The 25,683-nt window shown below is 64.3% G+C and carries 26 protein-coding genes; 19 read left to right on the top strand and 7 right to left on the bottom strand.

The genetic code is table 11. The annotated features are described in order from the left end of the window. The first annotated feature begins 7 nt into the window (after positions 1-7). Entirely contained in the window at positions 8-2,275 is a 2,268-nt protein-coding gene (locus tag BM449_RS09635) for an AAA family ATPase (RefSeq protein WP_071801042.1), read from the top strand. A gap of 36 nt (positions 2,276-2,311) precedes the next feature. On the opposite strand, the gene BM449_RS09630 is transcribed toward BM449_RS09635, so the two are convergent. Next, positions 2,312-2,962: an alpha/beta hydrolase gene (locus tag BM449_RS09630; protein WP_071801041.1), complete on the bottom strand. Its 651-nt coding sequence runs from the start codon at positions 2,960-2,962 to the stop codon at positions 2,312-2,314. A 145-nt stretch (positions 2,963-3,107) separates the two neighbouring features. Continuing rightward, on the bottom strand, positions 3,108-3,614 hold the full coding sequence (locus tag BM449_RS09625) for a hypothetical protein (protein ID WP_071801040.1): 507 nt from the start codon (positions 3,612-3,614) through the stop codon (positions 3,108-3,110). Between the two features lie 63 nt (positions 3,615-3,677). Here BM449_RS09625 and bcp point away from each other — a divergent pair, with 63 nt between their 5' ends. Beyond that, on the top strand, positions 3,678-4,145 hold the full coding sequence (gene bcp / locus BM449_RS09620) for a thioredoxin-dependent thiol peroxidase (RefSeq protein ID WP_071801039.1): 468 nt from the start codon (positions 3,678-3,680) through the stop codon (positions 4,143-4,145). Here bcp and BM449_RS09615 read toward each other — a convergent pair. Both BM449_RS09615 and BM449_RS09610 read right to left on the bottom strand, forming a co-directional pair. Continuing rightward, positions 4,123-4,869 (bottom strand): type III pantothenate kinase, encoded by a 747-nt coding sequence (locus BM449_RS09615; protein ID WP_071801038.1) that lies wholly within the window; start codon positions 4,867-4,869, stop codon positions 4,123-4,125. The genes bcp and BM449_RS09615 overlap by 23 nt on opposite strands. A 1-nt stretch (position 4,870) precedes the next feature. Next, positions 4,871-5,653, bottom strand: a complete 783-nt coding sequence (locus tag BM449_RS09610) for a phosphoadenylyl-sulfate reductase (protein ID WP_071802173.1) — start codon at positions 5,651-5,653, stop codon at positions 4,871-4,873. 78 nt (positions 5,654-5,731) lie between these two features. Between BM449_RS09610 and BM449_RS09605 the strand changes: the two genes are divergently transcribed. The 7 genes from BM449_RS09605 to BM449_RS09575 all read left to right on the top strand — a co-directional run bounded on the left by BM449_RS09605 (position 5,732) and on the right by BM449_RS09575 (position 14,644). Continuing rightward, the gene (locus tag BM449_RS09605) at positions 5,732-6,967 is read left to right on the top strand and encodes an NAD(P)/FAD-dependent oxidoreductase (protein WP_071801037.1); all 1,236 of its coding nucleotides are present in this window, start codon (positions 5,732-5,734) and stop codon (positions 6,965-6,967) included. Next, positions 6,964-7,629, top strand: coding sequence for an HAD-IA family hydrolase (locus tag BM449_RS09600; RefSeq protein ID WP_233830616.1), 666 nt, complete (start codon positions 6,964-6,966; stop codon positions 7,627-7,629). The genes BM449_RS09605 and BM449_RS09600 overlap by 4 nt, the downstream gene beginning before the upstream one ends. Then, a complete protein-coding gene (gene hflX / locus BM449_RS09595; protein ID WP_071801036.1) occupies positions 7,626-9,275 on the top strand; it encodes a GTPase HflX in 1,650 nt (549 codons plus the stop codon). The genes BM449_RS09600 and hflX overlap by 4 nt, the downstream gene beginning before the upstream one ends. 868 nt (positions 9,276-10,143) lie before the next feature. Beyond that, positions 10,144-11,883: an SLC13 family permease gene (locus tag BM449_RS09590; protein ID WP_233831316.1), complete on the top strand. Its 1,740-nt coding sequence runs from the start codon at positions 10,144-10,146 to the stop codon at positions 11,881-11,883. Positions 11,884-11,981: 98 nt separating this feature from the next. Further along, positions 11,982-12,617: a peroxiredoxin gene (locus BM449_RS09585; protein WP_071801034.1), complete on the top strand. Its 636-nt coding sequence runs from the start codon at positions 11,982-11,984 to the stop codon at positions 12,615-12,617. 96 nt (positions 12,618-12,713) lie between these two features. Then, positions 12,714-13,418 carry a TrkA family potassium uptake protein gene (locus BM449_RS09580; RefSeq protein WP_071801033.1) on the top strand — a complete coding sequence of 235 codons (705 nt, stop codon included), beginning with the start codon at positions 12,714-12,716 and terminating at the stop codon, positions 13,416-13,418. Beyond that, positions 13,415-14,644, top strand: coding sequence for an anhydro-N-acetylmuramic acid kinase (locus BM449_RS09575; RefSeq protein WP_071801032.1), 1,230 nt, complete (start codon positions 13,415-13,417; stop codon positions 14,642-14,644). Before BM449_RS09580 ends, BM449_RS09575 begins: the two co-directional genes overlap by 4 nt. Here the strand turns inward: BM449_RS09575 and BM449_RS09570 are convergent. Beyond that, positions 14,581-14,919 (bottom strand): hypothetical protein, encoded by a 339-nt coding sequence (locus BM449_RS09570; protein ID WP_071802171.1) that lies wholly within the window; start codon positions 14,917-14,919, stop codon positions 14,581-14,583. The genes BM449_RS09575 and BM449_RS09570 overlap by 64 nt on opposite strands. A 263-nt stretch (positions 14,920-15,182) precedes the next feature. Between BM449_RS09570 and BM449_RS15440 the strand changes: the two genes are divergently transcribed. Both BM449_RS15440 and BM449_RS09560 read left to right on the top strand, forming a co-directional pair. Next, positions 15,183-15,569: a hypothetical protein gene (locus BM449_RS15440; RefSeq protein WP_233831314.1), complete on the top strand. Its 387-nt coding sequence runs from the start codon at positions 15,183-15,185 to the stop codon at positions 15,567-15,569. A gap of 139 nt (positions 15,570-15,708) precedes the next feature. Continuing rightward, on the top strand, positions 15,709-15,939 hold the full coding sequence (locus tag BM449_RS09560) for a hypothetical protein (protein WP_071801031.1): 231 nt from the start codon (positions 15,709-15,711) through the stop codon (positions 15,937-15,939). Here the strand turns inward: BM449_RS09560 and BM449_RS15435 are convergent. Then, entirely contained in the window at positions 15,936-16,142 is a 207-nt protein-coding gene (locus BM449_RS15435; RefSeq protein ID WP_071801030.1) for a hypothetical protein, read from the bottom strand. The two genes, BM449_RS09560 and BM449_RS15435, sit on opposite strands and share 4 nt — an antisense overlap. Positions 16,143-16,259: 117 nt before the next feature. On the opposite strand from BM449_RS15435, the gene abc-f reads away from it, so the two are divergent. Continuing rightward, positions 16,260-17,984 carry a ribosomal protection-like ABC-F family protein gene (gene abc-f / locus BM449_RS09550; protein ID WP_071801029.1) on the top strand — a complete coding sequence of 575 codons (1,725 nt, stop codon included), beginning with the start codon at positions 16,260-16,262 and terminating at the stop codon, positions 17,982-17,984. 108 nt (positions 17,985-18,092) lie between these two features. Beyond that, positions 18,093-18,269 carry a hypothetical protein gene (locus tag BM449_RS15025; RefSeq protein ID WP_162922867.1) on the top strand — a complete coding sequence of 59 codons (177 nt, stop codon included), beginning with the start codon at positions 18,093-18,095 and terminating at the stop codon, positions 18,267-18,269. Positions 18,270-18,745: 476 nt separating this feature from the next. Here BM449_RS15025 and BM449_RS09540 read toward each other — a convergent pair whose 3' ends face one another. Beyond that, positions 18,746-19,819, bottom strand: coding sequence for a trypsin-like peptidase domain-containing protein (locus tag BM449_RS09540; RefSeq protein ID WP_233831310.1), 1,074 nt, complete (start codon positions 19,817-19,819; stop codon positions 18,746-18,748). A 435-nt stretch (positions 19,820-20,254) separates the two neighbouring features. On the opposite strand from BM449_RS09540, the gene BM449_RS09535 reads away from it, so the two are divergent. From BM449_RS09535 to xseA, 6 genes are all read left to right on the top strand, one after another. Beyond that, a complete protein-coding gene (locus BM449_RS09535) occupies positions 20,255-20,539 on the top strand; it encodes a DUF2973 domain-containing protein (RefSeq protein ID WP_233830613.1) in 285 nt (94 codons plus the stop codon). Positions 20,540-20,641: 102 nt separating this feature from the next. Next, the gene (locus BM449_RS09530) at positions 20,642-21,025 is read left to right on the top strand and encodes a hypothetical protein (RefSeq protein WP_071801026.1); all 384 of its coding nucleotides are present in this window, start codon (positions 20,642-20,644) and stop codon (positions 21,023-21,025) included. Between the two features lie 207 nt (positions 21,026-21,232). Then, entirely contained in the window at positions 21,233-23,842 is a 2,610-nt protein-coding gene (gene hrpB, locus BM449_RS09525; RefSeq protein WP_233830610.1) for an ATP-dependent helicase HrpB, read from the top strand. A 133-nt stretch (positions 23,843-23,975) separates the two neighbouring features. Then, complete coding sequence (locus BM449_RS09520) at positions 23,976-24,125, top strand: chlorophyll a/b-binding protein (RefSeq protein WP_071801025.1); 150 nt, start codon at positions 23,976-23,978, stop codon at positions 24,123-24,125. A 74-nt stretch (positions 24,126-24,199) separates the two neighbouring features. Beyond that, a complete protein-coding gene (locus tag BM449_RS15020; protein WP_162922866.1) occupies positions 24,200-24,376 on the top strand; it encodes a hypothetical protein in 177 nt (58 codons plus the stop codon). Further along, the gene (gene xseA / locus BM449_RS09515) at positions 24,366-25,547 is read left to right on the top strand and encodes an exodeoxyribonuclease VII large subunit (RefSeq protein WP_071801024.1); all 1,182 of its coding nucleotides are present in this window, start codon (positions 24,366-24,368) and stop codon (positions 25,545-25,547) included. Before BM449_RS15020 ends, xseA begins: the two co-directional genes overlap by 11 nt. Positions 25,548-25,683 lie beyond the last annotated feature (136 nt).

Below are 25,683 nucleotides of genomic sequence, written 5' to 3'. Positions count from 1 at the left end.
AACCGTTGTGAGCGATCTGTTCGCGTTCGAAGCGCAGCGCCGCTTGCAGGCGATCGCGCCCCTGGCCGATCGGATGCGACCACGCACAATCGAGGAGTTCGTGGGCCAGGACGCAATCCTCGGCCCCGGCAGGCTGTTGCGCCGCGCCATCGCCGCCGACCGGGTGGGCAATCTGATCCTGCACGGGCCGCCCGGAGTGGGCAAAACCACATTGGCCCGGATCATCGCCGGCAGCACCCGCGCCCACTTCGCCAGCCTCAATGCGGTGCTGGCCGGCGTCAAGGAGTTGCGGGCCGAGGTGGAGGCCGCGCGCGAGCGGCTCGGTCGCCATGGCCTGCGCAGCTTTCTGTTCATCGACGAGGTGCATCGCTTCAACAGCGCCCAGCAGGACGCCCTGCTGCCCTGGGTGGAGAACGGCACGGTCACCCTGATCGGCGCCACCACCGAAAACCCCTGCTTCGAGGTGAACAAGGCGTTGGTGAGTCGCTCGCGCCTGTTCCGGCTGCAGCCCCTGGAGGCGGATGAACTGGGGCAGTTGCTGGAGAGGGCCCTGGCTGATCCGGAGCGGGGGTACGGCGATCGTCCGGTGGCCCTGGAGCCAGCCGCCGCCGCCCACCTGCTGGATGTGGCCAGTGGCGATGCCCGCAGCCTGCTCAATGCCCTGGAGTTGGCGGTTGAGACCACCGAACCAGGCGCCGACGGGCTGATCCGCATCGATCTGAGCATCGCCGAGGAGTCGATCCAGCAGCGCGCGGTTCTCTACGACAAGCAGGGGGATGCCCACTTCGACACGATCAGCGCCTTCATCAAGTCGCTGAGGGGCTCCGACAGCGACGCGGCCCTGTTCTGGCTGGCCCGGATGGTGGAGGCCGGTGAGAATCCACGCTTCATTTTTCGCCGGATGTTGATCGCAGCAGGAGAAGACGTGGGCCTGGCCGATCCCCAGGCGATCGTGGTGGTCGAAGCCTGTGCCGCGGCCTTCGAGCGGGTGGGGCTGCCGGAGGGGCTCTACCCCCTCGCCCAGGCGGCCCTCTATCTCGCTGGTGCCGAGAAAAGCAACAGCGTGCTGGGCTTTTTCGATGCCATCCAAACTGTTCGTGCCGCCAGCAAGCAGGCCGTTCCCTCCCACCTGCGCGACGCCAATCGCGATGGCCAGGCCTTCGGTGATGGCCAGGGCTACCGCTACCCCCATGCCTACAGCGAGCACTGGGTCGCCCAGACCTACCTGCCGGCGCCCTTGCAAGGGCAAGTGTTCTGGCAGCCCGGCTCCCTGGGCTGGGAAGGGGCCATCGGGGCCAGGCTGCGGCTACGGCGCGCCGCCCAACTGGCCGCAGAAGCCGAAAGCAGCGCCGAGCAGATCGAGATCGTCAGCAGCAGCGAGGCCGACCCCCTGCTGCGGCGCTGGCTGCAACGCCAGGCCGTCGCTGAAGGGGAGCGTCTCGATCGTCTCCGGCAGCGGTTCTGGCAGGGGGCCAGCTGGCAACGCCACGACAGGGTTCTGGTGCTGGAAGCCCGTTCCCTGCTCTGGGCCCTCGCCCCCCTCGGCGCCACCCCTGAAGGGGGCCTGGTGATCACCGTGGCCGAGGCCTCGGAGCGGCAGCGGCTGGAGGGCCAGGTGCAGATGCTCGAACCGCTTCGCCAACCGCAGCTTCTGGAGATAGCGCCCGATCAACCTGAACAACTCGCTGCCTTGCTGGAGCCGGGCCAACGCTTCGAGTGGGTGGCGGCGCGGCAACCCTTTCAGGGCGCGCCGCCGGATTCACTTCGCCGCTGGGTCCAGACCATCACGGCCCTGAGCGCTGAGAAGGCTGAGATCCGCCTGCTGTTCAGCGCGCCGCTGATCGGGCCAGCCGAAGCTCTGCTGGCTTGGCTTGCGGGGGAGGGTAAGGGCTCCCCCGCACGTTCGCTACGCCAAAGGCTTGAAACCTGCCTGCCCCTGGAGCGGCACTGGCTGGCGGAGGCCTCGTTGACGCCAGAGGCGATCGGCGCCCTGCTGGAGGGGTCAGGCTGGAGCCTCAATAACGATTGTTGGCAGGAATCCCTGCAGATCCGCCTCAGTGAATCCCTGCTGGAACGCTGGTTCGGGGCGGCAAGCAGCCATGGCCAGGCCTTGCGCCAGCACATCTCAGAGACCGCCATCTCAGAGATTCGTGCCGGTTTCACAGCAGCCCTGCAGGCCCAACTGCCGCAGCGCCTTGCTCACACGCTGCTGACAGCCCAACGTGGTAAGGGGGCGCAGGCGACCATCAAAAAAGCCCCGGAATCCCGGGGCTGAGCACAATCGGAATCGGCCAGAAAGGCCGTGCCTCGATCACCAGAGGCCGCGGATGGGCGCGGGGGTGAAGGGCATGGGGGCAGGAGCCGGAGCCGGGGTCATCCTGACTTGAGCCACAGGGTCAGTCATCTGGTTGGCCTGGATGCAGGCGGGCAGGAAGACATACCAGGACAGCAGCGAGGTGCACTGGGCTTCGCCTTCGCATTTGCCTTCGGCGCAGATGTTCTGCTTGCCGTCGTAGGTGCCGCAGGTGTCGGCGAGGCGGAAATCGGTGGGCAGGGCGGCCATGATGCCGGCGGAGGAGAGCTCACCATCGACAGAATCGGCGATGATGGCGCTGCGCAGGGCTTGCACCGCATAGGTGCTCATGCTCCAGTACGGGAAGTAGCTCCGGCTCTGATCCTTGAGGAACTTGACGCCGTCATCGGAGTAGAGGAAGCGAGTCACGCCGACCACATCAACGCTGTAGGTCTTGGAAAGACCAGCGCGGACCTCCTCGGACGTCCAGCCAGAGCGGGACAGGCCATCACCGAGGCCACGGTCGGTGACTTCGCCGCTCTCGATGAAGGTAACGAAGGAATCAAGGCTGGTTGACCACACAGCGCCACCGGTGTTCCAGCGGACGGGAAGGTCGTTATCGACGGCGGCGGAAGCGGGCAGCGCCGCCGTCGAGAGAGCAGCACCCATCAGCAGGGTGGCAGTAAGACGCTTAAGCACGGCAGAAAAAGCCAGAATCACCTTTTAACCTAGCCTTCTGAGTTGCATTTGCCAACATCTCAGCTGTTTGGTCCTGATAAATTGACAGATCACAAACAGATTTAACTGATCAGGATCAGCCGGGGGTACTGGCGGGTCGCATGTTGGGGAGCGGCGCCCAGCCCTGGGGACAGGTCAGACGCGAGCTTCGCAGCGGGAAAGCCCCAGGGGTTCCCTCCCCCCTGCAGACCACGCCACGGGGCACACCGTCGATCGCCTCGACCCTGGCCACGTAGGTTTCGGAGCCGCCCTGGGCTCCAAGCAGGAGCTGGACAGACTGGTCTTCGAGGGTCACGGTTGCTTCCATATCCTCGGGCTTCTCAATTCCCAGCACATCGAGGTAGCCGCTGAATCCGCCCCAGAAATAACGGGTGATTTCAGCGCCTACGAAGCGATCAAGCAGTACGGCTGCTCTCTGACGTTGATCCATCAACGCCTCTTGCGCGTTGAGTTCCACCAGGAATTCGCCTGTGTCCACGCGGCCACGGCTGGTCATGGGACGTGTCAGCGGCAGATCCAGCAATCCGGCTGCTCCGATCAGGCCCAGCACAGCGAACAGACCCACACGGGCGGCAATGACCATCAGGAATCCCGAAGGTTTGAGACCTTAGCCCCTAGTCTCGCGCGACAAACCGTTTCGTTTTCCATGGCCTTGAGCATTGGCGATGCCGCTCCCGACTTCACCCTCATGGACCAGAACAGCGAACCGCTCAGCCTTTCCTCGCTGCGGGGGCAGCGGGTGGTGATCTACTTCTACCCAAAGGACGACACCCCTGGGTGCACCAAGGAGGCGTGCGGCTTCCGTGATCAGTGGGCGCGCTACGAACAGCTTGGGATCAAGGTGCTGGGGATCAGCAAGGACGGCGCCGCCAGCCACGAAAAATTCATCGCCAAGTACACCCTGCCGTTCACCCTGCTCTGTGACCCCGAGCCCTGCCCGGTGGCCAGCGCCTATGGGAGCTATGGACTGAAGAAGTTCATGGGCCGGGAATACATGGGCATGATGCGCCACACCTTCGTGGTGGACCCGGAAGGGAAGCTTGAGCTCGTCTATCTCAAGGTCAAAGCTGAGGAAATGGCTGAGCAGATCCTCACGGATCTGAATCTGGGCTGAGCGCCACAAGGCCTTCCAGGCAGAGCTCAGGTGCCCACTCAAAGTCCAGGCCAAGCTCTTTGAGTAAGGGGGCCAAGCTCGGCCCATCGCCCCCTGTCAGCCAGAGCGTGTGCGGCCCTTCAGACCTGGCCGCCTCCAGCGCCTGAGCGATCGCTGCCGCCAGACCCCAGAGACAGCCGGCGCTCATCGCCTCCGCCGTGGCGGCAGGCCAGGGGTCGAAGCCCGGTTCCAATCCCCCCGTCGGTGCCGCCCAGGCGAGCGCCGGCAGCTGGGCCGTCCCCCTTGCCATCGCCGTCAGCTGGAGTTGGACTCCAGCCATCAATCTCCCTCCGGCGAAGCCTCCCTGGCTGTCCACCCGGGTCAGGCTCAGGCAGGTTCCGGCATCGGCCACAAGCACAGCACCTCCCGCCCCCTCACGCTGCCGGCGCCAGGCCTGCCATCCAGCCAAGGCCCGGTCAACGCCGAGCCAGGGCGGCATCGAGACCAGCGGCACGCCGGCCTGGTGAAAGCGGCGCCCTAGCGGTAACTGGAGCTGGGGTGCGGGCTGTCCCACACAGGCCCAGCAGCGCAGCCGCTCGCCCTCCTTTGGCTTGAGGCTGGCCGGTGCCTGGCTGTGCCAGCAGCGCAAGCCGGAGGTGGCGCTTGCTGCCGCCTCTGCCCAGTGCCAGCGGCTGTTGCCGATCAACAGCCAGCGAGCCGGTGGGGCAGGCCCCGGCACGCCCATCTCAGATGCCCTCGCCCATCACGCCAGGCAGGTGGATGCCACATTCCTGCCTGAGCCCTGCAAAACGGCTGCCGCGTTGGCCATCTTCGCGCTGGCCGTCTTCGCCTGGATCGCTGCCAGCATCCGGGCCGCTGGAATGCCAGTCACCGACCGTGGAGTAGCCCTGCTCGAACAGGGGGTGATGGGGGAGCGCCTGATCCTGCATGTAATAAAAAACGTCTCGACTGGTCCAGCTCAGCAAGGGACGCAGCGACCAGCGGCCGCGCACGCTGTCCAACGGGCGCATCGCGCGGCGATGGTCAGTCTGGTTGCCCCTCACCCCACTGGCCCAGCCGTGCACCTGAAGCTGCTCAAACATCCGATCCAGCGGCTCCACCTTGCGCATCCGCAGGTAGAGATCCATGTCTTCGAGTCGGCCGGTCTCCCAGAGCCGTCCATGCAGCGCCTCCATGCGAGCCGAGCTTTGCTCCGGCTGCGCCACTTGAAGGTTGAGCTTGAGCAGCTGGCAAAGGGTTTCGGCATAGCGGTAGGTTTCCGCCGGCAAGTAGCCGGTGTCCACCCAGATCACCGGGATGGCGGCACTGATTCGGCTGACCATGTGCAGCAGGACCGCCGACTGAATGCCGAAGCTGGTGGTCAGAGCAAAGGAATCACCGAAGGTCTGCAAACCCCAACGGAGGCGGGCCATCGGATCGAGGGGTTGGAGCAGGGCCGTGGCGGCAGCGGCATTCAGCAGAGGGCCGTCACGATCGGTGGGAGGCCGCGAAGCCATCAAGCTGCTCATGGCCTCCATCCTCTGCGTTTCCTCCAACGACGCTGGTTAGGGTTCACCATCCTTTCCTGACGACGCGGTCTGGCCAGCATGACGGAGCCCAGCCCAGAGCAGCAAGCGGGAGCTACTGGAGCGGTCGTCATTGCCGGTGGCGGCTTCGCTGGGTTGTACACAGCCCTGGCCCTGGCCGAACGACGCCACCACCCGCCGATCCTGCTGATCGAGCCGAACGATCGGTTCGTCTTCCTGCCGCTCCTCTACGAACTGCTCTCAGGCGAACTGCGCTCCTGGGAAGTGGCTCCTCGCTATGACACCCTTCTGGCTGGCCACGGCGTGGCCTGGTTGCGGGATCGGGTGAGCGCGATTGATACTCACGCCTCCTCCCTGCGCACCGAGCAGGGCCGGGAGCTGGAGTTCTCGAAGCTGGTGATCGCCACCGGCAGCCGTCCGACCAGCTTCGGCGTGCCTGGGGTGGAGAACCACGCCATCGGCTTTCGCACCCTGGCCGATGTCGAGCACCTACAGGGCCTGGTGCAGGAGCTTCGCGGCCGGCAGCGGCCTCTGCAGCGCCTGGCGGTGGTTGGCGCTGGCCCCAGCGGCGTTGAACTGGCCTGCAAGCTGGCTGATTTGCTGCAGGGAGCGGCCTTGCTGGAGTTGATCGAGCAGGGCCCCGAGCTGCTGCCCAAGGCCCGATCCTTCAACCGTGAGCAGGCCCGCACGGCCCTGCTGCGCCGGGACGTGCGGCTGCGCACCTCTACCAGGGTCCTGGCCGTGGAAGCCGACCACATCCAGCTGGGTCTGCCAGCGGCAGCCGATGGCAGCAGCAGCGAGGAAAGACTGGCCGTCGATGGGGTGATCTGGACGGCGGGGGTGACCGCCAACAGTCCGTCCATCCATCCGGCGGCGGCCATCGATGGCGGCGGCCGCCTGCTCTGCACGCCAGAGCTGCAGCTGCGGGATCACCCGGGTGTGTTCGTGAGCGGGGACCTGGCCCACGTGGAGGATGCCGATGGGGAAGTCCTGCCGGGCACCGCCCAGGTGGCCTTCCAGCAAGCGGATCAGCTGGCAGGCAACCTGCTGCGATCGATCGCGGCTGAGCCGCTTGAGCCCTTTCTCTGGCGCGATCTCGGCGAGATGATCAGCCTTGGTGTTGGCGAGGCCAGCCTCACCGGCCTGGGCTTGACCCTGGCCGGGTCCGCCGCCTACCGCATCCGCCAACTCACCTACCTGTCACGTCTGCCGGGCCGCTCCCACCAGCTGCGTGTGGCAGCGGGCTGGCTCAGCGACCTGGGTCGCCCCCTGTTCGGCCAGGCCTCCCGTTCTTGACACGAGTTGTGATCCCATCGCCCCTCGCTCTGGCCAAGCCCCGTGGCCTGTTGCTCGATGCCATGGGGACCTTGATCGGCCTGCGTCGATCCGTTGGCAACACCTACGCGGAGCTGGCGGCTGACCACGGGATCGCGGCGGAAGCCGAGGCGATCGATCGGGCCTTCGCGGCCGTTTACCCCCAGGCCCCCCCCCTGGCCTTCCCTGGCCTGGCCGGAGAAGCCTTGCTTGAGGCAGAACGTCGGTGGTGGGGGGAGCGGATTGCCGAGGTGTTCAGCGCCAGCGGTGCGTGCTCGAGCACGCCCAACCTGGAACGGGAGCTGTTCGATCGGTTCGCCGATGCCGGCCTCTGGCAGATCTACCCCGATGTGATCGAGCCTCTGCGGCGCTGGCATGAGGCTGGGCTGCGTCTGGCGGTGGTCAGCAATTTTGACCAACGGCTCGGCGCGATCCTGGCGGGGCTCGAACTCGATGGCCTCCTCGAAACGGTGATCGTCTCGAGTGCGGCCGGTGCGGCCAAGCCCAGCCCGATTCCCTTGCAGCTCGCCATCGAGGCCATCGGCCTCCAGCCCAGCGAGGTCTGGCACGTGGGCGACAGCCCCGAAGACGAGCAGGCCGCCATGGCCGCCGGTGTGATCTGCCTACGGATCCTCCGGCCTTGAAACAGGCCGTTCTGCTCGGTCGGGTCAGTGGCCTGCGTCCGGCCCAGAAGCGGCGGCTGGAGCGGCTATCCCAGCGCCGCCATCCGGAAGCCGGTGGGGCCGATCTGCTCTGCCTGCAACGCCTCGCCGCCGAATCGCGGGAACTGGATCTGCCGCTCAGTCTAGTGGTGGATGGGCGTGGGCTCTGCCGGCTGCTCTGGGTCGGCCCCCTGGAGCAATCCGGACGCTTGCTCGATCGGCTGCCCGGCTCGGAGCGGCGCCATGGTCAGGCCTGGCGACTGATCAGCTGCGTGGGGCGGGGGCCTGGCTTGGAGCCCCTGGGGAGTGAGGCGTTGGTGGGTCTCGACCTCAGACCCATCCACTGGCTGCGCTTCCCCCAGCAAGCCGCCGCCGGTGGCCATTGGCCGGCCTGCTGCTACCGACCCAGCCACCAGGAGGGCCAGCCCTGGCAGGTGCAGCTGGAAGGAGATCTCAGCGAGCTGAGTGACCCCATGGCCACGCCAGCGACCCTTGCCAACAATGGGGCGGAGGCCATCAAGGGTGAGCAGAAGCCAGGGCCGGAGAGGGTCCTGCTGCTGGCCTTGGTCGGGCAGGACAGCGAGGCCAGTCAACGGGAGATCGCCGAGCTGGAGGGACTGGTGCGCAGTGCCGGCGGCCTGCCGGTGGGACTGGTCCGGCAGAAACGTCACCCAGCGGGAGCCCAGACCATCTGGGGCGATGGAAAGCTGCGGGAGGCCGCCCTGGAAGCCCGGCGGCTGGAGGCCAGCCTGGTAGTCACCGATCGGGAACTCAGCCCCTTCCAGACCCGACACCTCGAGCGCCTGCTGGATCTGCCGGTGAGCGACCGCAGCGAACTGATCCTCGACATCTTTGCCCAGCGGGCCGCCAGCAGCGCCGGGCGCCTGCAGGTGGAACTGGCCCAATTGCGCTACCGACTGCCGAGGCTGAGTGGCCGCGGCCAGAGCCTGTCACGTCAGGGGGGAGGAATCGGCACCCGGGGACCTGGCGAAACCCAACTGGAGAAGGACCGCCGCGTCATCGCCAGCCGCATCGATCGGCTGCAGGCGGAGGTCAGGCGGCTGGGTGACCACCGCGCACGCCTGCGCCAGGGGCGAGCTGGTGTGCGCCGGCTGGCCCTGGTGGGTTACACCAACGCCGGCAAGAGCTCCCTTCTCAATGTCCTCACCACGCCCGAGGGAGGGGAAGGGGTTCTGGCCGAGAACAAGCTCTTCGCCACCCTCGATCCCACCACGCGACGGCTGGACTCCCATCAGCCAGGCGGCACCAGCCAACGGCTACTGCTCACCGACACGGTGGGGTTCATCCGGGAGCTCCCCCCACCGCTGCTGGAAGCCTTCCGCTCCACCTTGGAGGAAACCCTGGAGGCCGATGGCTTGCTGATCGTGGTGGATCTCTCCGATCCCGCCTGGTCCGAACAACTGCGCACCGTCCACGCGATCCTCGATTCGCTTGGCAGCCAGGCCCCCCGCCAGGTGATCGGCAATCAGATCGATCGCTGCCCGGCCATCGAACTGGAACGCGCCGAGGCGATCAGCCCGAATGTTCTTTTCGTTTCCGCCACCGCCGGACTGGGATTGCACCGCCTGCGGGAGTGGCTGCTGCCTCCGGCTCAGCAGAAGGATTGATCTGATCGCTCCAGATTCGAAGCCAGAAATCAAGGATGGCGATGGCCCGGCCAGTTCGATGACACCTCACTCTTCGGCATTGATTCTGGAGATCAAAAATTGCGGACTATCCGCTTGTCTCCAGCATTGTTCTTGAGAATTGTTCTTGAGAACTGGATTATCCTCCTCCAGCAGGCCACTACCGTGCCGAATGGAGAAATGGTGCCAGCAAGCAGCCAAGGTTGCATATCAAAACATACACAACCACCCCCACTGCTCCATCGGCACGGCTGGAGCAGGATTCGCCGTAGCGATGCATCTCGCTCACAACTTATGAGATTGAAATTGTTTTCAGTGAGTGCAGCGAGCCTTGCCGGGCAGACCCGACTCATCGCATTAAGACCTTGAGAGCCCTCTCCATCGCCAAGTGGCCTTGCCTCAAGCCGATGCCCCCGTTGGCCCATAGCCGAACCAACCCATGGCCGAACCAACGTCGCGGCCATAGCAAGAGCGCAACAACCAACCAATTTAGCCAGTCTCAGGGGAGAATCCTGTTCCTGAACCTGCGCAACGCTTCTGGCCTGAACGAACGTCAAGCCAGCGACGCAACCATGCCAGCAGACGATCAGATACTGCCTGAACTTCATCGGCAATCACGAAGGCAAATGCACCAAACGGCGATCACCGTTCGGTGCATTTACCCAGCCTCTAGCTGCAATCAAACTTATATCAAGTCCTTGGGATTTGATCAGGATCCCGACACTGAAGACTGGGTTCCAAGGCTCAACAGTAGATTCAATCATCCATAACGTTCAGCTCATTGAACGCCTTCCTCCAAACCGCCTTGGCGCCTGACGCCTTGATCACATTGGTGGTGTTGGTGGGCTCCATGGTCTTGTTCATCAGCGGATGGCTGGCCCCGGAAGTCACCGGTCTGCTGGTCGTCGGCTTGCTGATGGCCACGGGCGTGCTCCAGCCTGGAGAAGCTCTGGAGGGTTTCGGCAGTCCGGCCCTGCTCACGGTGCTGGGTCTGTTCGCGATCTCTGCCGGCCTGTTTCGCTCCGGTGGCCTCGATCAGCTCCGAGGGCTGATCGGCTCCGATGCGGTCCGCAGCCCCAAGCGCATGATTCTGCTGCTCACCACTCTGGTGGCGCCGGTTTCAGCCTTCGTGCCCAACACACCGATCGTGGCCTCCCTGCTGCCGGTGATCGAGGGCTGGTGCCATCGCCGCGGCATCTCTCCCTCGAAGGTGCTGCTGCCGCTCTCGTTTGCCACGGTTCTGGGGGGAACACTCACCCTGATCGGCAGCTCAGTGAACCTGCTGGCCAGCGAAGTGAGCAGCAAACTCGGCTACGGCAGCTTCGATCTGTTCACATTCACGCCGATCGGCATTGGCGTCTGGCTGGCGGGCAGCCTCACCATGGTGCTGCTCTCCGACCGCTTCCTGCCGGATCGCGGCGCCAATAACAACGACCTGGTGGGCAGCTTCAGCGGCTATCTCACCGAAGTACTGATCCCCCCGGGCTCGGAGCTGGTGGGCAAGTCGTTGCATCGCACCCGCCTGCAGCGTCGCTTCGACGTCGACGTGCTCGAACTCCATCGCCAGGAGGAGCGTCACACCCCACCGCTGGCCGACCGCAGCTTGATGGAAGGCGATCGCCTGGTGCTGCGTTGCACCCGCGCCGACCTGCTTCGGCTGCAACAGGAGCGCACCATCGTTCTGGCTCCCGTTCCTGAAGCCGCAGACGACGTCTTGGCTCCCCAGGAGCTGAGCCATCTGAGGATGGTGGAGGTTCTGCTACCCGCAGGTTCGACCCTGGCGGGCCAGAGCCTGCGAGAACTGCGCTTCCGCCAGCGCTACAACGCCACCGTTCTGGCACTGCGTCGCGGCAATGTGGTTCTGCGCGAGCGGCTTGGCAAGGCCACCCTGAGGGAAGGCGACGTGCTGCTACTGCAAGGCCCCCAAGACGCCATCCGAGGCCTGCAGGGCACCAATGACCTGATCGTTCTCGAGCAGATCGAGGACGATCTGCCCACCGTGAGCCGCAAAGGGGTGGCGATCCTCATCGCGGTGCTGGTGATCCTCCTGCCCAGCTTCAAGGTGCTGCCTCTGGTGGCGTCGGTGCTGCTGGGCACCGTGGCGATGGTGGCCACCGGCTGCCTGCGCACCGGTGAAATGCTGCGATCCATCCGGCTTGATGTGATTCTGCTGCTGGGATCCCTGAGCAGCTTCAGCGTCGCCCTCGAGAAGACCGGACTGGCCGAAGCCGTGGCCAATACGCTGCTTGATGGCCTGCGCAACTTGCCGGCCTACTGGGCCCTGGCTGCCATTTTCCTGTTCACCACCCTGCTGACGGAGGTGATGAGCAATGCCGCCACCATTGCGATGGTGATCCCGATAGCGGCCAAGGTGGCCATCGGCTTCGGGATGCCACCGATGGCCTTCATCTTCGCCGTGCTGTTCGGTGCCAGCCAGAGCTTTCTCAGCCCCGTGGGCTACCAGACCAACTTGATGGTTTTCGGTCCAGGTCGCTATCGCTTCCTTGATGTGGCCCGCTACGGATTCCCGCTGACCCTGTTGATGACCGTCCTGGTGCCCTGGCTGATCTGCCGGCAGTTCAACCTTTGAGACAGGCTTGTAGGCAGCCCTGCTTTCAACGCCGAACCACGCACCAGAATGGGCTGTAGCGGTTGTGGCAGCATAGGAAGCTGATTCTTCTTTGTTCCATGGCCCTTCAGCTCGGTGACACCGTTCCCGATTTCACCCAGGATTCGCAACAGGGCCCGATCAACCTCTACGACTACGCCGGAGAGAGCTGGGTCGTGCTGTTTTCGCACCCCGCCGACTACACCCCGGTCTGCACCACCGAGCTGGGCGAAGTCTCGCGGCTGCGCCCGGAGTGGGAGAAGCGCAACGTCAAAACCATCGCCCTGAGCGTTGATTCCGCCGAAAGCCACAAGGGCTGGATCGGCGACATCAACGAAACCCAGAGCACCAGCGTCGATTACCCGATCCTGGCCGATGCCGATAAATCGGTGAGCGAGCTGTACGGGATGATCCATCCCAAGGCCCTCAACAATCTGACCGTGCGTTCGGTGTTCATCATCGATCCGAACAAGAAACTGCGGCTGCAGATCACCTATCCCGCCAGCACCGGCCGGAACTTTGATGAGATTCTGCGGGTGATCGATTCCCTCCAGCTCACCGACCACCACCAGGTGGCCACGCCGGTGAACTGGAAGGACGGCGAAGACTGCGTTGTGGTGCCTTCGATTTCCACCGACGATGCCCGGGTGAAATTCCCTAAGGGAGTCACGGAGATCAAGCCCTACCTGCGCACCACACCCCAGCCCAATCGCTGAGCCTCCCCTTCGGCAGGTTTCGGTTGGCTTGGACGCCCTCACCATGCCGCCGGGATCGGGCAGGTTTCAGAATGACGCCTGCCTCTCCGACGCTCGATGACCAACTGGTGGCAATGGCAGGGGATTTCCTCAAGCCAACCGAACAGCTTTGCGGTGATCGGAGCCGGCCGTTTTGGCCGGGCCGTCAGTAAGGAACTGGTTCGCTGTGGGGCCGATGTGCTGGTTGTCGACAGGAGCCAGCGCGCCATCGATGAACTCCGCCAGGTGGACCCGGCCATCGAAGGCCGGGTGCTCGACTGCACGGAAGAGGAGGCCCTGCGGGCCGCCGGAGTGCTTGAACTCGACACCGTGGTGATCGGCATCAGTGAACCGATCGAAGCCAGCATCACCGCCACTTTGATCGTCAAGGACAGCGACGGCAGCCGGGTGAGACAGGTGATCGCCCGGGCCACCACCGACCTTCACGAAAAAATGCTGCGCCGCGTCGGCGCCGACAAGGTGGTGTTTCCCTCGCGGATGCAGGGCGAGGAGCTGGGTCGCCAGCTGATGCGCCCCAACCTGCTGGATCGCCTCCGCCTTGACGATCGCAACAGCATCGAAGAGATCAAGGTTCCCCAGTCGTTCATCGGCCAATCCCTGCGCGATCTGAACCTGCGCAAGAACTACGAAGTGAACCTCCTGGCAGCCGGGCCTGTGAACAATCTGTCGGTGAATCCACCCGCGTCCCATGTGCTCAGCGAGGGTGACCTGCTGGTGGTGATGGGAACCATCAAGGCTCTTGAAGGGTTGCCCCAGACGTGAAGCCAACCACGGTTCTGGGCTTGATGAGCGGCACCAGCGCCGATGGTGTTGACGCCGTTCTGGTGTCGTTCGCCGGCCCCAGAGCCCGCCCCCGCTGGCGCCTGCTCAAGAGCCAGTTCCTTCCTTATCCAGAAGCGCTTCAGCAGCAACTGATCTCCATCGGCCAGGGCCAGGCAGCCACGGCGGCCACGGTGCTGAACCTGGCTGAAGCCGTGACCGAAGTCCAGGCTGACTGCGCCCGCCTTTGCGACCCGGACGGCCTCGCCAGCCTGGTGGGCTGTCACGGTCAGACCCTCTGGCATCGCCCACCTGATGGCTTGCGGCGGGGGTGTAGCTGGCAGCTGCTCCAGGCTCCCTTGCTGGCTGAATTGCTGCAGCGCCCGGTGGTCTTTGATCTGCGCAGCCACGACCTCGCCCTCGGTGGCCATGGGGCACCGCTCGTGCCGGCCGCCGATGCCGCCCTACTGCCAGCGATCGGCGGCTGGCGTGCCCTGCTCAACCTCGGCGGCATCGCCAACCTGACCCTGCTGCCTCCAGCGACGGGACCGGAGCGGTTCAGTGACGTGCTCGGCTGGGACTGCGGCCCGGCCAATACCTTGATCGACCTGGCGGTGAATCGTTTCAGCCAGGGCAAGCAACGCTTTGATGCCGATGGCCGCTGGGCCGCCCAGGGCCGCGTCCATGAAGACGTGATTCGGCGCTGGCTGGCCGAGTCCTATTTCCAGACTCCGCCACCAAAATCAACCGGGCGAGAAGTGTTCGGCGAAGACGACCTGAACCAGCGGCTGGCCACTCTCGCCGGCGCCTGCGGCACCTTGGACAATCACCAGGCCCAGTCCGACGCCCTGGCAACGCTGACCGCTTTCAGCGCCGCAGTGGTGGCCGCTGACCTGGCGCGCAGCCCAGGCCCCGGGCCGCTCGAATTGGTCGTGGCCGGGGGTGGGGCCAGAAATGGCACCTTGATCAACCAGCTTCGCCACCGTTGCCGGGGCCTCTGGGTGCGGCCACTGGCCGATCTGGGCATCGGCGAAACAGACCGGGAAGCTCTTGCTTTCGCCCTGCTGGCCTGGTGGCATCAGCAGGAACACCACGGATCCCTGCCTTCCGTGACCGGAGCGGAGCAGGCAGCAGTTCTCGGGGTCTGCGCTCACCCGGGAGCCGCTCAACGGCTGGGGCGGTACAGACGCACACGTTTCGGCAAACCGCGCAATCGTCTCGGCGTCTGAAGCTCCTGTTGCTCGAGCACCGTGCGGAAGCGCTCGGCGGGCATGGCTGAATCAACCGCCTTTTCCTTGGCCAGAGCCCCAACGCCAGCCTGGGTCTGGCGGGCCTGATCGAGGCGATCGAGACCCTGCTGGATCAGCACTTTGGCCATGTTGCTGACCGTGCGGGATTCACTGTCTGCGGCCGCATTGAGGCGCTCACATAAATCTTCCGGAAGCACCACCTGGACCCGAGGGGACTTGGGCCGGCCGCTCGTAGAGGTCTGACGGGTGGCCAAGGCCTCAGGGATCAGACGAAGTACCACTGAGTGTACAGAGATCCCCAGGGATACTATCCAGCACTATGCTTGAGCCCATCTGCCTACCTGCCATAGGCACCTTGATGAGTCCCGCCATGAGCAAGGCCTCCACCCAGTCCGCACGCCAGGCCCTCGGCAACCCAGAGCGAGCCGGGCTCCAAAGCATGGGTACCGCAGCAGTGAACAAGGCCGCTGGCTCCGCGTCGTCAGGCCAGCCCGCTAGGGCGGCCGCAAGCACGAATCTGGACACAAGCAATCCAGCGGCCACCAAGCCGGCACGGGGCAGGTCAGCGGCTGTCAGATCAGCAGCTCGTGGCGCCACCAGCAAGGCCAACAACTCCACGGCCAAGGCCAGCGGCCAGAGGGGCTCGGGCCAGCGCAGCGCCGAACAGAGGGTCGCCGGACAGAGCGATGTGCAGGTTTCAGCGGTGATCAGCACCTACCTGCTCACCCATCTCCACCACATCCTGCAGCGGGCCGAATACGCCGCCAACCAGGAAGGACACCAGCCCCTGGCCGCTAATTACGCTCAACTGCGCAAGGTGCTTTGCCTTGATGCCCGCAGCATGGAAGTGGAAGACACCTCCGCCGTTGCCCATCTCGAGGTCGAACCACCCTGCGCCGCCTGAGTAGGCCAGGACATCAGGCCGTGGCATCAGGCCGTGGCATGTTGCCAAAATCCAACAACCGGCTCGGAACTTGGTGAAAACAGGGCACCCACCCATAGGGTCTGGCCAGCGTTCAGCGTGGCCGCCCCAGAGCCATTCCATGACCGAAACCAATGCCGCTCGCCTCTACGAACGGATCAGAGCCGATGAGGAGCTCACGAAAACCCTGTTCAGGCAGGCTCTTCAAGATCCCAAGGGAACCATCAACACGATCCTCGCCCTTGGCCAAGACTGGGATTTGCCCGTTTCAGAAGCTGCTGTCAAGGAGCATCTCGCCTCCCTCGATGACGACACCAAGCAATGGCTGATCAAGGCCAGAGGCGGGCTCTAGGGCCTCGCCGTCGGGCTTGCTGAGGAAGGTCCAGAAGAAGAACCAGAGGCTGGAGATGGAGCCGAGGCTGGCGGAGTCAGCCGAGGCTGCGGCCGTGGAGCCCGATCTCCCTGGGCCCAACTGAAAAACAGCCAGTAACTGACCAGCGCCAACCCTGCGGCCACCACCAAGGCAGCCAATTGCTCCAGACGTTTGACCAGCATGGGCAGCCGCGCCGAATGAATTCCAGTCTGAGTGAAGGGAGTGATCGCCCAAGCGGCTGACGAAGGATCAGCGGGCAGGGATGATGGAAGCAAAGATCCCCAGATAGTCCCCTTCCTGTGCTTCGTCTGGAACGTGTATCAAAGCTTTATCCCACTGGCGAGGTGCTGCGGGATGTCACCTGGGAGGTGAAGCCGGGCGACCGCATCGGCTTGGTGGGTGTGAATGGAGCCGGGAAATCCACCCAGCTGCGCTTGATCGCCGGGTTGGAGGAGCCCAGCAGCGGCCAGGTGGTGCGCCAGGGCGATCCGCGCATCGCCTACCTGAAGCAGGAGTTCGACGTGGATCTGACGCGAACGGTGCGCGAAGAACTGTTCCAGGCCTTCGGCGAAGCGGCCGACGTGCTGATCCGCCAGCACCAGGTGGAGCACGCCATGGCCAGTGAGCAGGCTGCCAGCGATCCAGAGCATCTCAACGAGCTGATTGAGGAGCTCGGCAAGCTGCACAGCCGCTTTGAGTCTTTGCATGGCTACGAACTCGAAGCCCGCATCGACAAACTGCTGCCCACGATCGGCTTCACCCCCGGCGGGGCTGATCTGCCGGTGGGCGACTATTCAGGCGGCTGGCAGATGCGCATCGCCCTGGGCAAGATCCTGTTGCAGGACCCTGACCTGCTGCTGCTTGATGAGCCCACCAACCACCTGGATGTGGAAACCATCCAGTGGCTGGAAGGTTACCTGGTGGAGCGGGATGTGCCCCTGGTGGTCGTCAGCCACGACCGCACCTTTCTCGATCGGGTCTGCAACCAGATCGTGGCCACCGAGCGCGGCATCGCCCGCACCTATCTGGGCAACTACAGCCAGCACCTGGAGCAGAAACAGCTGGAGCGGGAGGCCAGCCAGTCGGCCTTTGACCGGCAGCAGAAGGAGCTGGCCAGCCAGCAGGCCTACATCGACCGATTCCGGGCCAGTGCCACCCGCAGCACCCAGGCCAAGAGCCGCGAGAAACTGCTGGAGAAAGTGGACCGGATCGAGGCCCCGGTGGAGAGCCTCTCCGGCCCCAAGTTCCGCTTTCCCGATGCCCCCCGCTCCGGGCGCCAGGTAGCCCTGATCGAGAACCTCAGCCACGCCTACGGCGAGTCGATCCTGTTTCTCGGCGCCGGCCTGGAAGTGGAGCGGGGCGATCGCATCGCTTTCGTGGGACCCAATGGGGCAGGCAAATCCACCCTGCTGCGCCTGATCATGGGGCTGGAGCAGCCCGACGAGGGCACCTCCCAACTGGGGGAGCACAACGTGGTGGCCGGCTATTTCGAGCAGAACCAGGCCGAGGCCCTGGATCTGGGCAAAACGGTGATCGACACCCTGTTCGAGGCCGTGCCGGATTGGACCCAGACCCAGGTGCGCTCCCTGCTGGGCAGTTTCTGTTTCAGCAACGACGCGGTGTTCAAGGAGGTAGGGAAACTCAGCGGTGGCGAGAAAGCACGGCTCGCCCTGGCCCTGATGCTTCTCTCTCCCTGCAATCTGCTGGTGCTCGATGAGCCCACCAACCACCTCGACATCCCTGCCAAACAGATGCTCGAAGACGCCCTGCGTGAGTACGAAGGGGCGGCCCTGCTGGTCTCCCACGACCGTTACTTCATCTCGCGGGTGGCCAACCGGATCGTCGAGATCCGCGACGGCGAGCTGGTGCTCTACCGCGGCGATTACGCCTATTACCAGGCCAAGAAGGCCGAAGAGGCGGAACTGAGCCTGGCGGCCGCCACCGCCTCGCTGCAGGAGGCCAAAAAGAGCGCCAACCGCGAGAAGCAGAAAGCCCGCGCCGCCAGAAGCAAGTCAAAGGGCTGAAGCGCTTGCACAAATAACTTCATCAAGCGGTGAATAGAAATATTCAATTCTCTGGTGTTTCACCAATGGTGTTCATAGCCTGACGGAATCCACTAGGGCATCCCTCCCATGAACACCCCCATCGGTTCTTCCTCTGGCTCTGCCGATCTCAATCCTGCCCCTGCCGCTCCTGCCGATCAGGCGTGGGATTCCGTTGAGACCTACTTCGAATGCATCACCACCTGCTCCCTTGATGACGGCACCTGCATCACCGCCTGCGTGGAGGAGCTGCGGACGAACAACTGAAACCCAGAGCCAAGCGGTCCGGACCACCGCCGAAGTGGCGGCATCCTGACAGGAATTCCTTACCTGTGTGCCGGTTGCTACGAGAGCACTCGAAACACTTCGTAGCATTAAGGTGGATTCAAAGCCCCACCGCGATGCCTGGAATGTCCGAACCGCTCGCCCTCAGCCTGGGTCAAAAGTTTGAATTGGAGCGCATGACACGCGCCATCGATTCCACAGGCGATGCCCAGTCCCTGCGTGGTCTGGCGAAGCAGCTCCTGCACGCCTGGCAGTCCCAGCGGGCAGCCACCGAGTGGATGATGCGCCAACAACTGGGGACTCCGCCGGGATTGGCCGCAGCCGTAGCAAAGAGACAGTCCGAACAACCATCCCCCGCTGATGAGGGCCCAGCCACTCAGCCGCAAAGCCAGCCTCCCTTCGGCGCAACCGACATTCTCTGAAGACGGTTGAAGCCAGTTAAGGCCGCCGAATCTCCCTCAGCGGCCTTCGTTGGACCTGGCAATCTCAGTTGGGATCACTTGCAATTGCAGGCTGGACCCACCCCGCAGGATACCGATGGCCATCGGCTTACCGACGCCATTTTTTTCCACTGCCGAAATCATTTCAGCCGGCCCCGGTACCCGGGTTCCCGCTGCGGAGACGATCACGTCTCCTGGTCTCAGACCCGCTTGTGAGGCGGGACTGCCGGGCAGGACGGAACGAACCAGCGCGCCCTGCCCGCCCCCACGCCCCTGGTCAGAAGGAGCCTGATCAAGGCCAACGCCGATCATCGGGTGGCTGACCGATCCGGTCGCCAGCAGTTGGGTGGCAATGCTGCGGGCACGGTTGATCGGGATTGCGAAGCCAAGCCCGGCTCCCGGGCCTGAGCGCACCAGCGTGTTAATCCCCACCACCTCTCCATCGGCATTGAGCAGGGGCCCACCGGAATTGCCTGGATTGATCGCCGCATCGGTCTGAATCAGATCAAGACGCTTGTCGGTGATCCCCAGCTGGCTGACATTGCGACTCAGGTTGCTAATGATTCCCATCGTCACGGTGTTGTCGAGCCCAAACGGGTTGCCGACAGCAATCGCCCAATCCCCGACTTGAAGGGCGTCGGAATTGCCCAGGGTGGCCACCGGCCAGGGTCCAGGCTCCATCAGGCGAACCAAGGCCAGATCCGTCAACGAATCGAGGCCCACCACCTTGCCCTCCACCCGACGTCCATCTTTGAGGCCCACAAAAACGCGGTCGCTCTTCTCAACGACGTGGGCATTGGTGAGAACCAGACCGTCGGCCTGAAAGATCACACCGCTGCCCAGGCCCCGCTCGGTGCGTTGGCTGGGGCGTTGTTGGGCCTGAGGCGCTCCAAAAAATTGCCGAAACAGGGGGTCTGCCATCAGCCGGGAGGGAAACCTTGAGCGCCCGGTGCTGGTGACCGTCCGTTCTGTGTCGATCGTCACCACCGCAGGGCCCGCCCGGTTGACGGCCTCGGTAACGAACGACTGGCGGGAGAGCCCAGAGCTGCGTGGGGCCTGCTGGGCCTGGGCCGTGTCGGCTCTCTGAATCAGGGCAGGGGAAGCGATCACCAGGGCCAGGGGCAGCACTGGCAGCAGGGCGTGGCGCGGGATGTTTCGCAGATCCACTGATAGAGAACAGCTAACAACTGTCTCGACCGTAACGGCAGACGCCGTAACCAAGGGAGAACAAAGGGCGCAGAAGATGTGACGAAGTGCGCGGCCAAGCCGAAGCACTCACCTGACAGGGCCTGCCACGCTGCAGCGGCTTTGGGCCTAATCTTTAAGAAGATTTATTAATCGACATGGATACCAGCTCGCTTTTGCTCCTCTTTTTGGCTTTTGGAGCGGCCTGCAGCAGCCTGTGGGCCTGGAGGCTCGCCCAAAGCGCCTCATCCAGGCAATGATGGCAGCAGAGGCCACAGCCAGCCCAATAGCTCCGGCCTGATTGAGTCGGCCTGATTTGTTTCTCCCTGAATGGTGTCGCCCATGGACCAGATTTTTCCCCTGCTTTACGGAGCCTGCTTCCTGCTGTTGCTCGTCCAGGCCTTTCAGGTGATGGCGCGGGGCTTCACGTCCGTTCCTCGCCAGGGTGATGGCACCGGCAGCAACAACCTCCCAAGCCCAAGTCCCCAAGACGCCGACCGCACCGGACGCTTGACGATTCACCCGGAACTGATCGGCAGCGACGGCCAACTCATCCGTGATGACCTGATGACCGTGCGTTTCAGCAGTGAGAGTGAGGGCTCTGCCGTGCCCCCGGATACCAACTGAATGGGCTCCAGCCAGTGCCGATCCAGCTGGTTCATGGCCTGATCAGGTCGCGCTAACTGGTACAACCATGGGGCAGACCAGATTCCAGGCGGAGGCCAAACGTTGGACCAGAGAACCCGAATCGTGGCAGCCGTGCTGCGCAGCCTTAAGTTGCCCCCCCGCTTCAGGCTCCACTTAACCAAGGACGACCCCGTCAGGCTGGAGCTGAGCATCACGCCCGCCTACGGCAAAGACCCGATCCTGGTGGGTCTCGTGGAATCCCAGGATCTGGTGGCCCGCCGTGATCGCGAAGGCCGCATCCCCAGGGATCTGCAGGGAACCTGGGACTGGACGGTGCGCCACGGCAAGGTCACCACTGGGGGCTGGAATCCCTACCTCAAGGAGGCCCTGCAGACGATGTTCGAAACGGGACTGCCAGCGATTGTCTACGAGGAAACCACCGGCGAGGACTACCACCCCGTCGATGGAGCGCGGCATGTGCGCTGATCAAAACCTCAAGAAAAAGCGTGGCCGATCGCACCGTCTGCCCTCGGGGAGGCCGCTAAAACGATGGCATTCAATGTCTTCCGTTTTTCTTTATGTCCTCCCTGGGCCTGTCGATAGGGCCTCTGGTCAGGCTGCTGGCTTCCCTCGGGCTGATCAGCACCGTCATGCTGGCCTTGGTGCTCGAGCTGGTCAGCTGATCTCCTTTTCTTGACCCCCTCCATCGGCGCCTCGCTGCCGATTGATGAAGTCCTTCCTGATGTTCTCAGGCAGCTCACCTCCGGTGGAACCTTGCTGCTGCAGGCTCCACCGGGAGCCGGCAAAACAACAAGGGTTCCCCTTGCTTTGCTGGAGCAGTTCGAGAGTCAGGGGACAAGCGGCAAGATCCTGCTGCTGCAGCCCAGGCGGCTGGCTTCCAAAGCCGCCGCCCAACGCCTGGCTGCAGGGCTGAACGAAGCGGTTGGAAACCGGGTTGGCTACAGGGTGCGGCTTGAGCACTGTTGTTCCGCCACCACCCGGATCGAAGTGATCACCGACGGGCTGTTTCTCAGGCGTCTGCAGGCCGATCCCGCTCTGGCCGGCGTGGCCTGTGTGATCTTCGACGAATTTCACGAACGCCGAAGCGAAGCGGAACTCGCCCTCGTGCTGCTGCGCGAAGCGCGTCCCCTGCTCGCCCCTGAGCTCCGGTTGCTGCTGATGTCGGCCACGCTCGATCTGGCCCCCCTGGCCTGCCAGCTGCCGGAGGCTGAGCTGATCCGCAGCCAAGGGGCCAGCCATCCGGTCGACTTGCACTATCAACCGCCACGGGAGCGGGAATCCCTGCCCGAGCAGCTGCTGCGTGCCCTCGAGCACCACTGGCTCGATCAACGGGGGATCGAAGACACCGTTCTGGTCTTCCTGCCCGGGCAGAGGGAGATCCGCGAAGCCCTTGGCGCCATTCGCTCCAGATCCTGGGGGGAAGATCTCGAAGTCGTCCCACTGCATGGCATCCTTTCACTGGCCGACCAGGCCGCAGCGATCCGCCCGGCAAGACACCAGGGCGGGAAGGTGGTGTTGGCGAGTTCGATTGCCGAGAGCTCCTTGACCATCGCGGGGGTGCGGCTGGTCATTGACAGCGGACTGACCCGGCGCAATTGCTTCAATCCACGCACTGGCATGGACGCGCTGGTCACCACTGCAGCGAGTCAGGCCTCAGCCACCCAGCGACAGGGAAGGGCCGGAAGGCTGGAGCCTGGCCGCTGCATCAGGCTCTGGTCGGCGGCGGAGCAGCAACGACGACGGGCCTTCGATCCACCAGGGCTGCAGGAGGCCGATCCGCTTCCCGTTGTGCTCCAGCTGGCCCTCTGGGGTGCTGGGCTCGGGGAACAGCTGCCATGGCTGGAGCCTCCCCCTCGGGCCGCACTGGAGAACGGCCAGGCGTTGCTGCAACAGCTGGGTGGCCTCGAGCGCAACGGCAGGATCAGCCACCATGGCAAAGCCATGGCCCGGCTTGGCCTCCATCCCAGGCTGGCGCACATGCTGCTGAAGGCCCGCCAGGTTGGCGAACTTCCCCTGGCCTGTGAACTGGCGGCCCTGCTCGACGGCCGCGACCCCCTGTCGTTGCCGGAACTGGGCTGTGATCTCCTGCTCAGGCTCGATTGGTTGCGGCACAAGGGAGCCAATCCGCAGCGCCAGCAACGGCAGTTGCTGCGGCGTCAGCTTGAGCAGCAAGCCCGTGATCAAGCCCGTGAGCAGCCGCTGCCGCTCGAACCACAGACAGACCAGTCCGATCGACCGCCTCAGGCCCGTGAGCGCAGGCCCACGGCCGAGTGCGCCGCCCAGCTGATCGCTTGGGCCTACCCCGATCGGGTTGCCCTGGCCAGGCCGGAGCGGGGTGGACGTTTTCTGATGCGCAATGGTTGTGGCGCCAGAGTCCACCCCCAGGATCCGCTGGCAGGTGCTGAAGCCATGGCCATCGCCGCTGTCGATCAGGCCGGCAAGGATGCACGGATTCTCCTGGCCCTGCCATTGAGCCTCGCGGCGCTGGAGGCCACCGCTGCCACGGAAGGTCAGCGGCTTGCCGTGGTGCGTTGGGATCGCCAGGCCCAGCGGGTTCAAGCCATGCGCGAGCGCCGCCTTGATGCCCTGGTGCTGGACCGGCAGCCCTGGCCCGACGTACCGATCGAGCAGGTCCAGGCCGCGCTGCTGGAGGGGCTGCGCGAGCAGGGGCTTTCCGCCCTGCCCTGGACCAAAAGCAGCCGCCAGCTTCAGGAGCGGCTCTGCCTAGCCCGCCACCATCTCGGCGACAGCTGGCCGGATCGCTCGGACACTGCCTTGCTGGCAACGCTGTCTGACTGGCTGGCCGAGCAGCTGCCAGCAGGATGCCGAAGCCTGAGTGATCTGAGCGGAATCAATCTGCCTGAAGCCCTCTGGAGCTGGCAAACCTGGCAGAGGCGCCAGGAGCTCGACCGCCTGCTGCCAAGCCAGCTGGTCGTGCCATCCGGTCGCTCGGTGGAACTGGCCTATGGCAACGGCGAAGCGGTTCTGGCCGTGAAGCTGCAGGAGCTGTTCGGCTCAACGCTCACCCCAACCGTTCTGGAGGGACGGTTGGCGGTGACTCTCCACCTGCTCTCACCGGCAGGCAGGCCGATCCAGATCACCCGTGACCTCGCTGGCTTCTGGCAAGGCAGTTACCGGCAGGTACGGGCCGACCTGCGGGGTCGCTATCCGAAACATCCATGGCCCGAGGACCCACTTCACGCCACAGCCACGGCCCTGAGCCAACGCCGTACAACGGCCGCCGAGGGCCGAGCAAAGGGGCTAACACAGCCTCAGGATTGAGCGATCCAGAAGGGGCTGCCTGCCCAGGGACGGAGCAAATAGCAGCATTGAGAAAACAAAGAATTTCTCTTGCACCTGTCAAGCTGTCGTCACTATTCGATATAGTCAAATCAGTTTTGCAACGTTTTAGGCCATGACAAACAGCACCCCAGCGCCGCGCATCGGCTTTGTCAACTTCGCTGAAACCTGGAATGGCCGACTGGCCATGCTTGGCTTCGTCATCGGAGTGGCGACCGAATTACTCACCGGCAAAGGCATCCTCTCCCAGATCGGTCTGGGCTGAGGACAGCGCCGCGGACGTCGGCAAGCCGAGGCGGCATCGGCAAGACTGCAGGCAAACCAAGCCGTGCGGAACCCTTGGCTCCTTTTTTCGTCAAGAATCGCCGGGATGGATCTCGCCTCCTCAGTACGGCCATGGTGATCTGCGCCGTGGGCCTGATCCGATTGGACCACTGGATCGGCCAAGTCGTGGCGATCAGTGCCGGCTCCCTGAGCTGCTACTGGGGATTCTGCTACGGCCGCCTTGAACACTGAGCGCCCCTTCGACAACGCTGTTGCCGGCGGGTTGCCCCGCTTCAATGTTTCGGAACTCAACGAAGCGATCGGCAAGCTGCTCGAGCGGGGCTTTGCTCCTCGCTTCCTGCTAGAGGCCACGGTTTCTCGCGCCCAGCTCAAGAAGGGCCATCTCTGGTTGACCTTGACCGACGAGCTCGCCTCCGTGAGCGGGGTGGTGTGGGCCTCGGTATTGCCAAGGCTCAGTTTCAAGCCTGAAGACGGCGATGGCGTCACGGTGGTCGGCAAGCTCAATTTCTGGAGCAGTCGCGCCTCCCTGTGCGTCCAGATCCTCGACATCCGCCCCAGTCTCAGCGGCGTGCTGCTTCGTTTTGAACGCGTGCGGCAGCTGCTGGAGCCAACGGGACTGTTCGATGCTCGGCGTAAACGCCCTCTACCGGCCCAACCCACCGCGATCGGTCTGCTCACCAGCGTTCCAAGCTCCGCCCTCGCCGACATGCTGCGAACGGCGGACGAGCGTTGGCCTGCGGCCAAGATCTACCTGCTGCCGATACCCGTTCAAGGCCCCGTCGAAGCGGAGATTTGCCGCGCTGTGCTGGCCGTTGGCCAGCGAGCCGAAGCACTTGGCATTGAAGCCTTGGTGCTCGCCAGGGGAGGGGGCAGCCGGGAGGATCTGGCCGTCTTTGATGGCGAAGTTCTGGCCCAGGCGCTGGCTCTCTGCCCTGTCCCGGTGGTCACCGGCCTGGGCCATGAAGATGACACCACAATTGCGGACCTGGTCGCTGACTACAGGGCCGCCACCCCGACCGCCGCCTTGGTGGCCCTGCTGCCGGATCGGGGTCATGCCCAGCAGGAGCTCACGGCAATCCGGCAACAGCTCAGCCGCCAGCTCGCCTGGCGGCTACGCATCGAGCAGCAGCAGACCACCTCTATCCGCGAACGGCTATACCAATGCCATCCACAGCTACTGCTCCAACGTCAACGCCAACAGCTGGCCCATGACCTCCGCTTGCTTTTGGCCCTCTCCCCTCAGCGTTTGCTGGAACGGGGGTTTTGCCTGGTGCGAACACCGTCTGGGCAGCTGGTGCGATCGGTCCACCAGGTGAGCTCCGGCAGCATGGTGGAGCTGCACTGGGCGGATGGCCATGCCGAAAGCCGCATCACCGAAGTTGTTGCCAGTCTTTCGCCCTGAGCAGCCCTTACCTCGATCAGCCTTCATCTTGATCAGCCTTCGACTTGAGCACCAGTCTTCCGCCACTACGTCCTAAACCTGACTTCTGTCTCAGCTTCTAAGCCAGTCAACAAGCTCAGCTTTTCAGTCCTGCCTA

Origin of the sequence: Synechococcus sp. SynAce01 (assembly GCF_001885215.1) — a bacterium.
Lineage (GTDB): Bacteria > Cyanobacteriota > Cyanobacteriia > PCC-6307 > Cyanobiaceae > Regnicoccus > Regnicoccus frigidus.
This window is presented reverse-complemented; position numbering and strand designations above follow the sequence as displayed.

What these genes read in the sequence shown, in the direction of transcription:
- BM449_RS09610 (WP_071802173.1), bottom strand. Translation starts at nt 5,653, where the DNA reads ATGAGCAGCTTGATGGCTTCGCGGCCTCCCACCGATCGTGACGGCCCT.
- BM449_RS09560 (WP_071801031.1), top strand. Translation starts at nt 15,709, where the DNA reads ATGACCGAAACCAATGCCGCTCGCCTCTACGAACGGATCAGAGCCGAT.
- BM449_RS09605 (WP_071801037.1), top strand. Translation starts at nt 5,732, where the DNA reads ATGACGGAGCCCAGCCCAGAGCAGCAAGCGGGAGCTACTGGAGCGGTC.
- BM449_RS09585 (WP_071801034.1), top strand. Translation starts at nt 11,982, where the DNA reads ATGGCCCTTCAGCTCGGTGACACCGTTCCCGATTTCACCCAGGATTCG.
- BM449_RS15025 (WP_162922867.1), top strand. Translation starts at nt 18,093, where the DNA reads ATGAACACCCCCATCGGTTCTTCCTCTGGCTCTGCCGATCTCAATCCT.
- BM449_RS15435 (WP_071801030.1), bottom strand. Translation starts at nt 16,142, where the DNA reads ATGCTGGTCAAACGTCTGGAGCAATTGGCTGCCTTGGTGGTGGCCGCA.
- BM449_RS09580 (WP_071801033.1), top strand. Translation starts at nt 12,714, where the DNA reads ATGACCAACTGGTGGCAATGGCAGGGGATTTCCTCAAGCCAACCGAAC.
- BM449_RS09625 (WP_071801040.1), bottom strand. Translation starts at nt 3,614, where the DNA reads ATGGTCATTGCCGCCCGTGTGGGTCTGTTCGCTGTGCTGGGCCTGATC.
- BM449_RS09630 (WP_071801041.1), bottom strand. Translation starts at nt 2,962, where the DNA reads ATGGGTGCTGCTCTCTCGACGGCGGCGCTGCCCGCTTCCGCCGCCGTC.
- BM449_RS09520 (WP_071801025.1), top strand. Translation starts at nt 23,976, where the DNA reads ATGACAAACAGCACCCCAGCGCCGCGCATCGGCTTTGTCAACTTCGCT.
- BM449_RS09590 (WP_233831316.1), top strand. Translation starts at nt 10,144, where the DNA reads ATGGTCTTGTTCATCAGCGGATGGCTGGCCCCGGAAGTCACCGGTCTG.
- BM449_RS09535 (WP_233830613.1), top strand. Translation starts at nt 20,255, where the DNA reads ATGGACCAGATTTTTCCCCTGCTTTACGGAGCCTGCTTCCTGCTGTTG.
- bcp (WP_071801039.1), top strand. Translation starts at nt 3,678, where the DNA reads ATGGCCTTGAGCATTGGCGATGCCGCTCCCGACTTCACCCTCATGGAC.
- BM449_RS09615 (WP_071801038.1), bottom strand. Translation starts at nt 4,869, where the DNA reads ATGGGCGTGCCGGGGCCTGCCCCACCGGCTCGCTGGCTGTTGATCGGC.